The organism is Nocardioides sp. zg-1228, from assembly GCF_017086465.1.
GTDB lineage: Bacteria > Actinomycetota > Actinomycetes > Propionibacteriales > Nocardioidaceae > Nocardioides.
Window position 1 is genome coordinate 2274139 of sequence record NZ_CP070961.1, and the last position, 12149, is coordinate 2286287.

Annotated in this window: 10 protein-coding genes; all 10 read right to left on the bottom strand. The window is 71.2% G+C overall.

Features of this window, described 5'->3' with window-relative positions; genetic code table 11:
* Position 1: 1 nt before the first annotated feature.
* The 10 genes from secG to uvrA all read right to left on the bottom strand — a co-directional run bounded on the left by secG (position 2) and on the right by uvrA (position 12009).
* A complete protein-coding gene (secG, locus tag JX575_RS10915; RefSeq protein ID WP_186342598.1) occupies positions 2-241 on the bottom strand; it encodes a preprotein translocase subunit SecG in 240 nt (79 codons plus the stop codon).
* A 43-nt stretch (positions 242-284) separates the two neighbouring features.
* Complete coding sequence (tpiA, locus tag JX575_RS10920) at positions 285-1055, bottom strand: triose-phosphate isomerase (protein ID WP_206054628.1); 771 nt, start codon at positions 1053-1055, stop codon at positions 285-287.
* Positions 1056-1090: 35 nt separating this feature from the next.
* A complete protein-coding gene (locus tag JX575_RS10925; RefSeq protein ID WP_186342600.1) occupies positions 1091-2320 on the bottom strand; it encodes a phosphoglycerate kinase in 1230 nt (409 codons plus the stop codon).
* A 5-nt stretch (positions 2321-2325) separates the two neighbouring features.
* On the bottom strand, positions 2326-3321 hold the full coding sequence (gene gap / locus JX575_RS10930) for a type I glyceraldehyde-3-phosphate dehydrogenase (protein ID WP_186342601.1): 996 nt from the start codon (positions 3319-3321) through the stop codon (positions 2326-2328).
* A gap of 159 nt (positions 3322-3480) precedes the next feature.
* Positions 3481-4467: a DNA-binding protein WhiA gene (gene whiA / locus JX575_RS10935; RefSeq protein ID WP_186342602.1), complete on the bottom strand. Its 987-nt coding sequence runs from the start codon at positions 4465-4467 to the stop codon at positions 3481-3483.
* Positions 4468-4536: 69 nt separating this feature from the next.
* The gene (gene yvcK / locus JX575_RS10940) at positions 4537-5505 is read right to left on the bottom strand and encodes a uridine diphosphate-N-acetylglucosamine-binding protein YvcK (RefSeq protein WP_206054369.1); all 969 of its coding nucleotides are present in this window, start codon (positions 5503-5505) and stop codon (positions 4537-4539) included.
* 1 nt (position 5506) lies between these two features.
* Positions 5507-6385, bottom strand: a complete 879-nt coding sequence (rapZ, locus tag JX575_RS10945; protein ID WP_313960530.1) for an RNase adapter RapZ — start codon at positions 6383-6385, stop codon at positions 5507-5509.
* A gap of 5 nt (positions 6386-6390) precedes the next feature.
* A complete protein-coding gene (gene uvrC, locus JX575_RS10950; RefSeq protein WP_186342603.1) occupies positions 6391-8418 on the bottom strand; it encodes an excinuclease ABC subunit UvrC in 2028 nt (675 codons plus the stop codon).
* A 55-nt stretch (positions 8419-8473) separates the two neighbouring features.
* Positions 8474-8947: a Rieske 2Fe-2S domain-containing protein gene (locus JX575_RS10955; protein WP_186342604.1), complete on the bottom strand. Its 474-nt coding sequence runs from the start codon at positions 8945-8947 to the stop codon at positions 8474-8476.
* Between the two features lie 44 nt (positions 8948-8991).
* A complete protein-coding gene (uvrA, locus tag JX575_RS10960; protein ID WP_186342605.1) occupies positions 8992-12009 on the bottom strand; it encodes an excinuclease ABC subunit UvrA in 3018 nt (1005 codons plus the stop codon).
* Between the last annotated feature and the right edge of the window lie 140 nt (positions 12010-12149).

Here is a 12149-nt window from a genome sequence, read left to right on the forward strand (position 1 = left end):
TTCAGTTGCCCTGGTAGGCCATGAGCAGGCCCAGGGCAACCACGCACGCAAACCAGATGACGCCGACCCCGATGGTGAACCGGTCGAGGTTGCGCTCAGCCACCGACGATCCCCCCAGGCTGCTGGACACGCCGCCGCCGAACATGTCGGAGAGGCCGCCTCCGCGTCCCTTGTGGAGGAGCACCAGCAGAATCATGATCGCGCTCGTGATGACGAGCAGGATGGTGAAGAGCAGAATCACGTGGCGCAGCCTACGTCACGCAGCTCGAGGACCGGAGGCCGCCTCACAGCACCGGCATGTCGTAGAACCGGCAGATGCCGCCGAACTCGTCGACCTGCAGGCTGGCGCCACCGACCAGGCAGCCGTCGACGTCGGCCTTGTCCATGATCCCGCCGACGTTGGCCGCCTTCACCGACCCGCCGTAGAGGATCCGGAGGCCGTCGGCGGCACCGTCGCCGTGCACGTGCCGGACGCGCTCGCGGATCGCCGCGCAGACCTCCTGGGCGTCGTCCGGGGTCGCCACCTCGCCGGTGCCGATGGCCCAGACGGGCTCGTAGGCGACCACGAGGTCGGCGACCTGCTCGGCGGTGAAACCGTCGAGCGAGCCGTCGAGCTGCGTGAGGGTGAACGGCACGTGCTCGCCCGCCTGGCGCACGTCGAGGCCCTCCCCGACGCACACGATCGGGGTCATCCCCGCGTGCAGCGCCTTGTGCGCCTTGGCGTTGACCAGCTCGTCTGACTCGTTGTGGTAGATGCGGCGCTCGCTGTGGCCGACCACGATGTAGGAGCAGCCCAGCTTGGCCAGCATCGTCGCGGAGATCTCGCCGGTGTAGGCGCCGTTGTCGTGGACGGAGACGTCCTGGGCCCCGTAGCGGATCGAGAGGCGGTCACCGTCGACCAGCGTCTGCACCGAGCGCAGGTCGGTGAACGGCGGCACCACGACGACCTCGACCTTGCCGAAGTCGTGACGCTTGTCCGCCAGCGTCCAGGCGAGCTTCTGGACCAGCACCACCGCTTCCTGGTGGTTGAGGTTCATCTTCCAGTTGCCCGCCATCAACGGCGTGCGGCTCTTGTTGGTCCCGGCCACGGTCAGCCCCTCTCGAGTACGGCGATGCCCGGGAGCTCCTTGCCCTCCAGGAACTCCAGCGACGCGCCACCGCCGGTGGAGATGTGGCCGAACGCGGCCTCGTCGAAGCCGAGCTTGCGCACGGCCGCGGCGGAGTCACCACCGCCGACGACGGACAGCCCGTCGACCTTCGTCAGCGCCTCGGCGACGGCACGGGTGCCGCCGGCGAACGCGTCGGTCTCGAACACGCCCATCGGGCCGTTCCAGAAGACCGTGCGCGCGTCGGCCAGGGCCGCCGCGAACGCCGCCGCCGACTCGGGCCCGATGTCGAGCCCGATGGCGTCGGCCGGGATCTCCGAGGCGGGTACGACGCTGGGCTGCGGCTCGCGGTCGCCCGACGGGAACGCCGTGTCGACCACGACGTCGGTCGGCAGCAGGATCTCCACACCGCGCTCGGCCGCCTCGGTGAGGTAGCGGGCGCAGGTGTCGACCTGGTCGGCCTCGAGCAGGCTCTTGCCCACCTCGTGGCCCTGGGCCTTGAGGAAGGTGAAGACCATCCCGCCGCCGATGAGCAGCTTGTCGGCCTTGTCGATGAGGTTGTCGATGACGCCGAGCTTGTCGGAGACCTTCGACCCGCCGAGCACGACGACGTAGGGGCGCTGGGGGTCCTCGGTGAGCCGTCGCAGCACGTCGACCTCCTTGGCGACCAGGCCGCCCATGGCGGACGGCAGCCGCAGCGCGACGTCGTAGACGCTGGCCTGCTTGCGGTGCACGACGCCGAAGCCGTCGGAGACGAACGCGTCGGCCAGCTGGGCGAGCTGGTCGGCGAACGCGGCGCGGACCTCGTCGTCCTTGCTGGTCTCGCCGTCGTTGAACCGAACGTTCTCCAGCAGGGCGACGTCGCCGTCCTGCAGGCCCGCCACCGTCTCCGTGGCGCTCGTGCCGACCGTGTCGGTCGCGAACGCCACCGGGCGGCCGAGCAGCTCGGAGAGCCGCTCGGCCACGGGCCGGAGCGAGTACTTCGGGTCGGGCGCGCCCTTCGGCCGGCCCAGGTGGGCGGTGACGACCACCCGGGCGCCGGCGTCGGAGAGCTGCTTGATCGTCGGCACGCTCGCGCGGATCCGGCCGTCGTCGGCCACCTTCATGTCCCCCGGCGTGCTGCCGTCGAGCGGGACGTTGAGGTCGGACCGGACCAGGACGCGCTTGCCCTTCAGGTCACCGAGCGAGTCGATGCCGGGAGTGGTGGCGGGCATCGGCGTCAGAGCGAGGAGCCGACGTAGGTGATCAGGTCGGCGAGCCGGTTGGAGTAGCCCCACTCGTTGTCGTACCAGCCGAGCACCTTGACCTGGTTGCCGTTGACCTTGGTGAGCGGGGCGTCGAAGATGCAGGACGCCGGGTCGGTGACGATGTCGGTGGAGACGAGCGGGTCGGTGGAGTACTTCAGGTAGCGACCGTCGGCCGCGGCCTTCACGATCTCGTTGACCTCGTCGACGGAGGTCTCGCGGGACGCCTCGAAGGTCAGGTCGGTGGCGGAGCCGGTCGGGACCGGGACGCGCATCGCGTAGCCGTCGAGCTTGCCCTTGAGCTCGGGCAGGACCAGGCCGATCGCCTTGGCGGCACCGGTGGAGGTGGGCACCATGTTGAGCGCGGCCGCGCGGGCACGACGCGGGTCCTTGTGGATGTTGTCCTGGAGGTTCTGGTCGGCGGTGTAGGCGTGGATGGTCGTCATCAGGCCCTTGTTGATGCCGAGGCCCTCGTGGAGCGCCTTGGCCATCGGCGCGAGGCAGTTGGTGGTGCACGACGCGTTGGAGATGACCGTGTGGGAGGCCGGGTCGTAGAGCTCGTGGTTGACGCCCATCACGACGGTGATGTCCTCGTTCTTGGCGGGCGCCGAGATGATGACCTTCTTGGCGCCGGCGTCGAGGTGGGCGCGCGCCTTGGTGGCGTCGGTGAAGAATCCGGTGGACTCGACGATCACGTCGGCACCGATGTCACCCCACTTGAGGGCGGCCGGGTCGCGCTCGGCGAACGCCGCGATGGTCTGGTCGCCGACGCGGATCGACGTGTCGTCGCTGGTGACGTCGGCGTCGAGGCGACCCAGGATGGAGTCGAACTTGAGCAGGTTGGCGAGCGAGGCGTTGTCGGTGAGGTCGTTGACGCCCACGATCTCGATGTCGGCGCCCGAGGCGCGCACCGCGCGGAAGAAGTTGCGACCGATGCGGCCGAAGCCGTTGATGCCTACGCGGACAGTCATGATCCGTGCCTCCTTGGTGGGGCCTTCGGTGACCCCGTCGACAGTTGGCCTTTGGTGACCAGTTACGACCCTACTGGGTGCCCGAGACCCGTCGACCCCGGGTCTCCCGCGGTACGGACCGGTAACTTGGAACGATCCAATCTGGCCGGAACGGCCCGTTCAGGCGTCCTCGGCCAGCATCTCCGGCGTCAGCGACGACTCGGTGTCGGGGATGCCGAGGTCCTCGGCGCGCTTGTCGGCCATGGCCAGCAACCGGCGGATGCGGCCGGCGATGGCGTCCTTGGTCAGGACCGGCTCGTGGAGCTGCCCGAGCTCCTCCAGCGACGCCTGCTTGTGCTCGAGGCGCAGGTGTCCGGCCTGGCGCAGGTGGTCGGGGATCTCCTCGCCGAGGATCTCCAGGGCCCGCTCCACGCGGGCACCGGCGGCGACGGCGGCACGGGCCGAGCGGCGCAGGTTGGCGTCGTCGAAGTTGGCGAGCCGGTTGGCGGTGGCCCGCACCTCGCGCCGCATCCGGCGCTCCTCCCACGCCATCAGCGACTCGTGAGCGCCGAGCCGGGTGAGGAGCGCGCCGATCGCGTCGCCGTCGCGGATCACGACCCGGTCGACGCCGCGGACCTCGCGTGCCTTGGCGGAGATGCCGAGCCGGCGGGCGACGCCGACGATGGCCAGCGCGGCCTCGGGGCCGGGGCAGGTGATCTCGAGCGAGGACGAGCGTCCGGGCTCGGTGAGCGAGCCGTGCGCGAGGAACGCGCCGCGCCACGCCGCGACCGCGTCGCACCCGCCGCCGCTGACCACGGCCGGCGGCAGCCCGCGTACGGGCCGACCGCGCTGGTCGAGCAGCCCGGTCTGGCGCGCCAGCGCCTCGCCGTCCTTGGTCACCCGCACGAGGTAGCGGCTGCCCTTGCGGATGCCGTTGCCCTGCACCATGACCACGTCGGAGGGGTGCCCGTAGACCTCGGCGATGTCGGTGCGGAGCCGCCGCGCGGCGGCGCCGGTGTCGAGCTCGGCCTCCACGACGATGCGCCCGCTCACGATGTGCAGGCCCCCGGCGAAGCGCAGCATCGAGGCCACTTCGGCCTTGCGGCAGCAGGTCTTGGTGATCTGGGTGGAGGCGAGCTCTGCCTTCACCTGCGCCGTCATAGCCATGAGGCGAATCCTGCCACGCGGGTCAACGAACCCCGGCGGGAACGGCGGCAACCGCCCTCCCGGCGTGACTCATGCCTCCTCCACGATCCGCCGGAACGCCGCGGCCAGGCTCTCCGGGTCGTGGCGCGGCTCCCCCGGCACGGCGATGTCGGCGACGACGAGCCGGGCGCCCCGCTCGGCGACGTCCTTCGCGAGCCGTTCGTGGTCGTCGGCGAGCGCCGAGGAGTCGACCAGCACCGCGTGGACCGTGAGGTCGGGGGCGTGCTCGAACAGCACGGCCAGGTGGTCGGCGGGACCGAAGCCGGTGGTCTCCCCCGGCTGGGCCTCGAGGTTGAGCACGACGACGAGCCGCGCGGCGGTCTCGGCGAGCGCCCGGCGCAGCCCGGGGACCATCAGGTGCGGGATCACCGAGCTGAACCACGAGCCCGGACCCAGCACCACCCACTCCGCGGCGAGGATCGCGTCGACCGCCTCGGCGCACGCCTGCGGGTCCTCCGGCACCAGGGCGACCGACTCGATGCGTCCCGCGGTCGTGGCGACCTCGACCTGCCCGCGTACGACGGTGACCGCGTCGGGATGCGCGGCCTCTGCGCCGCGCACCCGAGCGGTGATGTCCATCGGCGTGGTCGCCATCGGCAGGACGCGGCCGTGGGCCCCGAGCAGCCGCCCGACCCAGTCGAGCGCCCGCACCGGGTCGCCCATCAGCTCCCAGAGGCCGACGATGAGCAGGTTGCCCACCACGTGGCCGTTCATCTGGCCCTGTCCCGCGAAGCGGTGCTGCAGGACCTCGGCCCAGGTGCGGCCCCACTCGTCGTCGCCGCACAGAGCCGCGAGCGCCATCCGCAGGTCGCCCGGCGGCAGCACGCCGAACTCGCCGCGCAGCCGTCCGGACGAGCCGCCGTTGTCGGCGACGGTCACGACCGCCGTGAGGTCGTCGATGGTGAGGTCGTCGTGCAGGCGGCGCAGGGCCGACAGGGTCGCGTAGAGGCCGTGGCCGCCGCCGAGCGCCACCGCGGCCTGGGCGGTGTCGCGGGCCACGTCACTCCCTGCCGAGGTCGCGGTGGGAGGTGCGCACGTCGTAGCCGGACTCGCGCAGCAGCGCGCCGATGGCCTCGCTCATCGCGACACTGCGGTGCTTGCCGCCGGTGCACCCGACCGCCACGCGCATGAACCGCTTGCCCTCGGTGAGGTATCCCTCGGCCACCGTCTCGAGCACCGGGAGGTACTGCTCGAGGAACCGCCCGGCACCGGGCTGCGAGAGCACGTAGGCCGACACGTCGGGGTCGCGGCCGTCCTGGGGACGCAGATCGGGGATCCAGTGGGGGTTGGGCAGGAAGCGCATGTCGGCGACCCAGTCGGCGTCGACCGGGATGCCGTACTTGAAGCCGAAGCTGATCACGGTGACCTTGAGCCGCGTCGACGCGGCCGTGCCGAAGAGCTCGGCGATGCGGTCCTTGAGCTGGTGGACGTTGAAGTTGGAGGTGTCGAGGAGGACGTCGGCGTCGCCTCGGAGGTCGGCCAGCGCGGTCCGCTCGCGGTGCAGGCCGTGCAGCAGCCGTCCGCCACCCTGCAGCGGGTGGGGCCGGCGCGCCGCCTCCTGGCGCCGAACCAGCACCTCGTCGGTGGCCTCGAGGAACAGCAGGGTGGTGGGCCGCCCGGTCACCTGCTGGTGGCGGTTGGCCTGGAGGGAGTCGAAGAACGAGCCGGAGCGCACGTCGACCACCACGGCGATCGGCTGGTGGACGCCGCGACTGTCGTCGACGAGCCGCACCACGTCGCGCACCAGGGTGGGCGGGAGGTTGTCGACGACGAAGTAGCCGAGGTCCTCCAGCTCCTTGGCGGCGGTGCTGCGGCCTGCACCGGTCATGCCGGTGACGATCACCAGCTCGCCGGGGGCGGTCTCGTTCATCGCGGGCATGCCTCTCAGTCCTCCAGGATCTCGCCGGTGGCGGTGTTGACGGCCGGCTCGCGGGGAGCAGTCTTGCGCGTCGCGTCGGCCTGCGCGACCGCGTCCTTGATCGCCGTCGCCGTGCGCGGCCCGATGCCGGGCACGAGCGCGATCTGGTCGATGTCGGCCTCGCGCAGCTTCTTGAGCGAGCCGAAGTGCTTGAGCAGGGTCTTGCGCCGCACCTCGCCCAGGCCGGGGACGTCGTCGAGGGCGCTCTCCACCATCGACTTGGACCGCCGGCCGCGGTGGTGGGTGATCGCGAAGCGGTGCGCCTCGTCGCGGATCCGCTGGAGCAGGTAGAGGCCCTCGCTGGTGCGCGCCATGATCACCGGGTCCTCCTCCCCCGGCAGCCACACCTCCTCGAGGCGCTTGGCGAGCCCGCAGACGGGGATGTCGTCGATGCCGAGCTCGGCGAGCGCCTGCTGGGCCGCCGCCACCTGGGGCGGGCCACCGTCGACGACCACCAGCGAGGGCGCGTAGGCGAACTTGCGGGGACGCCCGGTCTCCGGGTCGACGAGGAGGGGCGCCTGCGGCTCGTCCTGCTGAGCCTGCGAAGCAGCCGAGCCCGCTGGCGCCGCCCGAGGAGCGTCTTGGAGCTCACTGCGAGCCTGCTCGTCGAGCAGCCGGCGGAACCGACGGGTGATCACCTCGTGCATCGAGGCGACGTCGTTCTGCCCGTCGACGCCGCGGATGACGAAGCGGCGGTATTCGGACTTGCGGGCCAGACCGTCCTCGAAGACCACCATCGAGGCGACGACCTCGGTGCCCTGGAGGTTGGACACGTCGTAGCACTCGATGCGCAACGGCACCTCGTCGAGGCCCAGCGACTTCTGGATCTCCTCGAGGGCGCGGTTGCGGGTGGTGAGGTCGCTGGCGCGCTTGGTCTTGTGGAGGGCGAGCGCCTGGGCGGCGTTGTTGGCGACCGTCTGCTGGAGGTCGCGCTTGTCGCCGCGCTGCGGGACCCGGATGACGACCCTGCTCCCCCGCCGCTCGCTGAGCAACTGCTCGAGCACGTCGCTGTCGGGCGGCAGGGCCGGCACCAGCACCTCGCGCGGGATGGAGTCGTCCTCGCCGCCGTAGAGCTGGAGGAGGAAGTCCTGGACCAGCTCGGGCGTGCCGCCCTCGTCGGTGCGGTCGGCGACCCACCCACGCTGGCCGCGGATGCGGCCGCCGCGGACGTAGAAGATCTGGACCGCCACCTCGAGGGGGTCCTCCGCGAGCGCGATCACGTCGGCGTCGGTGCCGTCACGCAGCACCACCGCCTGCTTCTCCAGCGCCTTGGTGAGCGCCCCGAGGTCGTCGCGCAGCCGGGCGGCCTTCTCGAAGTCGAGCGCCTCGGAGGCGGCGTACATCTCGCGCTCGATGCGCCGGGTGAACGCCGCGGTGTTGCCGGCCATGAAGTCGCAGAAGTCGTCGACGATCTCGCGGTGCTGCTCGGCGGTGACGTTGCCCACGCAGGGAGCCGCGCACTTGTCGATGTAGCCCAGCAGGCAGGGACGGCCGATCTGGGCGGAGCGCTTGAAGACGCCGTTGCTGCACGACCGCATCGGGAAGACGCGCAGGAGCAGGTCGACGGTCTCGCGGATCGCCCACGCGTGGCTGTAGGGGCCGAAGTAGCGGGTGCCCTTGCGCTTGGCGCCGCGGCCCACCATGACCCGGGGGAACTCCTCGCCGACGGTCACCGCCAGCCAGGGGTAGGACTTGTCGTCGCGGTACTTGACGTTGAAGCGGGGGTCGAACTCCTTGATCCAGCTGTACTCCAGCTGGAGCGCCTCGACCTCGGTGTCGACGACCGTCCACTCGACGCTGGCACCGGTGGTGACCATGCTCGCCGTGCGCGGGTGGAGGTTGCCGATGTCCTGGAAGTAGGACGAGAGGCGGGGCCGCAGGCTCTTGGCCTTGCCGACGTAGATGACGCGGCCCTTGGCGTCGCGGAAGCGGTAGACCCCCGGCTTCGTCGGGATCGATCCAGGTGCGGGTCGATAGGAGCTCGGACTGGCCACGGGTCAACCCTACGGGCGCCCCCCGACAGCCCGGAGGGCCCCGCTGCGCTGCCGATCAGGCCTCGGTGATCGAGTCCCCGTCGACGGTGATCTGCACCGCGGCGAGCGGCGCGGTGGCGGGTCCGGACAGCGGCGAGCCGTCGTCCAGCGAGAACCGGCTCATGTGGCACGGGCAGGGGATGTCGCCCTCGCTGCTGGACTGGACGAGGCAGCCCTGGTGGGTGCACACGGCCGAGAACGCCTTGAAGTCGCCCTCGGTCGGCTGGGTCACCACGACCTTCGCGTCCGTGTTGACCACGCACCCGCCGACGGGCACGTCCGAGGCGCTCGCCAGCGCCGCGCCGCCGCTCGGCGTCTGGGTGCCGTCGGTGCTCGGCGCCGAGCTCGTGTCGCTCGGCGAGGGCGTTGCCGAGTCGGCGGGGTCGGTGGCCGTCGAGTCGCCGTCGGAGCCGCAGGCGGCGAGGACGGGGACACCGACGGCGATCGCCGCCGATCCGGTGAGGGCGCGACGTCTGTTGAGGGCGGTCATGCCGCGACCCTAGCCAGCGGACCTGTGAGAAACCTGATGGTCGGTCAGGACTTCTTCGTCGTCTTCCTGGCCGCGGTCTTCTTGGCAGGGGCCTTCTTCGCCGCCGTCTTCTTCGCGGTGGCCTTCGTCGCGGTGCGCGTCGCCGGCCCCGACTTCGCGGCCACGGCCGGCTGCCGGCGCGGTGCCCCCGGCTGCTGGGCGCCGCGACCCTCCAGGATCGGCGCGAGGAAGTGACCGGTGTGGCTCTCCGGGACCGCCGCGACCTGCTCGGGCGTCCCCTCGGCGACGACCATGCCGCCCCGCGAGCCGCCCTCGGGACCCATGTCGATGATCCAGTCGGCGGTCTTGATGACGTCGAGGTTGTGCTCGATCACCAGGACGGTGTTGCCCTTGTCGACCAGGCTCGACAGCACGCCGAGCAGCTTGCGGATGTCCTCGAAGTGGAGGCCGGTCGTGGGCTCGTCGAGGACGTAGACCGTGCGGCCGGTGGACCGCTTCTGCAGCTCGCTGGCGAGCTTGACGCGCTGCGCCTCGCCGCCGGACAGCGTGGTCGCGGGCTGCCCGAGACGGACGTAGCCGAGCCCGACCTCCTCCAGGGTCTTCATGTGGCGCGCGATCGCGGGCACCGCGGCGAAGAACTCGGCGGCCTCCTCGATCGGCATGTCGAGGACCTCGGCGATGGTCTTGCCCTTGTAGTGCACCTCGAGCGTCTCGCGGTTGTAGCGGGCGCCGTGGCACACCTCGCACGGGACGTAGACGTCGGGGAGGAAGTTCATCTCGATCTTGATCGTGCCGTCGCCGGAGCACGCCTCGCAGCGCCCGCCCTTGACGTTGAACGAGAACCGGCCCTGGAGGTAGCCGCGCATCTTGGCCTCGGGGGTGGAGGCGAAGAGCCGGCGCACGTGGTCGAAGACGCCGGTGTAGGTGGCCGGGTTGGAGCGCGGGGTGCGGCCGATCGGCGACTGGTCGACGTGGATCACCTTGTCGACGTGCTCGAGGCCGGTGATCTTGGTGTGGCGGCCGGGAACGGTGCGGGCGTTGTAGATCTGCTTGGCCAGCGACGTGTAGAGGATGTCGTTGACCAGCGTCGACTTGCCCGAGCCCGAGACGCCGGTGACGGCGGTGAAGACCCCGAGCGGGAAGGCGACGTCGACGTCGCGGAGGTTGTGCTCGCGCGCACCGTGGACGACGAGCTCGCGGCCCTTGGTGCGCGGGCGGCGCACGGCCGGCACCGGGATCTCGCGGCGGCCGCTGAGGTATTGCCCGGTCATCGAGTCGGGGTGGGCGAGCAGACCCTCGACGGTGCCGGAGTGGACGACCTGGCCGCCGTGCTCACCGGCGCCGGGGCCGATGTCGACGACCCAGTCGGCCACCCGGACGGTCTCCTCGTCGTGCTCGACGACGATCAGCGTGTTGCCGAGCTCCTTGAGCCGCACGAGGGTCTCGATCAGGCGCTGGTTGTCGCGCTGGTGGAGGCCGATGGAGGGCTCGTCGAGCACGTAGAGGACGCCGACGAGGCCGGCGCCGATCTGCGTGGCGAGCCGGATCCGCTGGGCCTCGCCACCCGACAGCGACCCGCTGGGCCGGTCGAGGGAGAGGTAGTCGAGGCCGACGTCGAGCAGGAACCGCAGGCGCTCCTGGATCTCCTTGAGCACCTGCTCGCCGATCTGGCGCTCGCGCGCGGAGAGCTCCACGGTGCGGAGGTAGTGGGCGGCCTCGTCGATCGGGAGGGCGCACACCTCGGCGATGTTCTTGCCGCCCTGGTCGCGGGCACCGAGGGTGACCGACACCGAGACCGGCTTGAGGCGGGTGCCCCGGCAGGCCGGGCACGGCACCTCGCGCATGAAGCCCTCGAACCGCTCGCGGCTCGTGTCGGACTCGGCCTCGCGGTGGCGGCGCTCGACGTAGGGGCGCACGCCCTCGAACGCGGCGTAGTAGGCCCGCTGGCGGCCGTAGCGGTTGCGGGTGACGACGTGGACCTTGGTCTTGTGACCCTCCAGCAGGGAGGTGCGCACCTTGGCCGGCAGGTCCTCCCAGGGCGTGTTGAGGTCGAAGCCGAGCTCCTCGCCCAGCGCGTTGACCAGGCGCAGGAAGTAGTCGGCGACGTGCGCGCCGCTCCACGGGGCGATCGCGCCCTCGCCGAGCGTGGCGCGGGGGTCGGGGACGACGAGGTCGGGGTCGACCTCCATCCGGGTGCCGAGGCCGGAGCAGACCGGGCACGCTCCGAACGGCGAGTTGAACGAGAACGAGCGCGGCTCGAGGTCGTCGGTGTCGATGGGGTGGTCGTTGGGGCAGGCCATCTTCTCGGAGAACTTCATCTCCCGGCCCGGGTCCTTGGCGTCGAGGTCGACGAAGTCGAAGACGACGAGCCCGCCGGCGAGGCCGAGGGCGGTCTCCACCGAGTCGGTGAGGCGGCGCTTGGACGACTCCTTGACCGCGAGCCGGTCGACCACGACCTCGATCGTGTGCTTGAGCTTCTTGTCGAGGGTCGGCGGGTCGTCGAGGGAGTGGACCTGGCCGTCGACGCGCGCCCGGCTGAAGCCCTGCTGCTGCAGCTGGCGGAACAGCTCGACGTACTCCCCCTTGCGGCCGCGGATCACCGGCGCCAGCACCTGGAACCGGCGGCCCTCCTCCAGCGCGAGGATGCGGTCGACGATCTGCTGCGGCGTCTGCCGCTCGATCGGGGCACCGCAGGTGGGGCAGTGGGCGCGGCCCGCGCGGGCGTAGAGCAGGCGGAGGTAGTCGTAGACCTCGGTGATCGTGCCCACCGTCGAGCGGGGGTTCTTCGAGGTGGACTTCTGGTCGATGCTGACGGCCGGGCTCAGGCCCTCGATGAAGTCGACGTCGGGCTTGTCCATCTGGCCGAGGAACTGGCGGGCGTAGGCCGACAGCGACTCGACGTAGCGGCGCTGGCCCTCGGCGAAGATGGTGTCGAAGGCGAGGCTCGACTTGCCCGAGCCGGACAGGCCCGTGAAGACGATGAGCGAGTCGCGCGGCAGGTCGAGCGAGACGTCCTTCAGGTTGTGCTCGCGGGCGCCCCTGATGATGAGCTGGTCGGCCACAGTGGTCCTCGTTCTGGCTTTTGACGGAGTCGAACGCATGTTCGTCCCGGAGGCGCGTCGCGATCAAGTCGACGCACCGATCCACCCTCTCACGCAGCACCGACAGCGCCCCATCGTCCACCCGGCAGGGTGGACCGCAC

Excerpts from the sequence above, each read along its gene's own strand:
- tpiA (WP_206054628.1), bottom strand. The coding sequence starts at position 1,055 with ATGGCGGGCAACTGGAAGATGAACCTCAACCACCAGGAAGCGGTGGTG.
- JX575_RS10925 (WP_186342600.1), bottom strand. The coding sequence starts at position 2,320 with ATGCCCGCCACCACTCCCGGCATCGACTCGCTCGGTGACCTGAAGGGC.
- gap (WP_186342601.1), bottom strand. The coding sequence starts at position 3,321 with ATGACTGTCCGCGTAGGCATCAACGGCTTCGGCCGCATCGGTCGCAAC.
- whiA (WP_186342602.1), bottom strand. The coding sequence starts at position 4,467 with ATGGCTATGACGGCGCAGGTGAAGGCAGAGCTCGCCTCCACCCAGATC.
- rapZ (WP_313960530.1), bottom strand. The coding sequence starts at position 6,385 with ATGCCCGCGATGAACGAGACCGCCCCCGGCGAGCTGGTGATCGTCACC.
- JX575_RS10955 (WP_186342604.1), bottom strand. The coding sequence starts at position 8,947 with ATGACCGCCCTCAACAGACGTCGCGCCCTCACCGGATCGGCGGCGATC.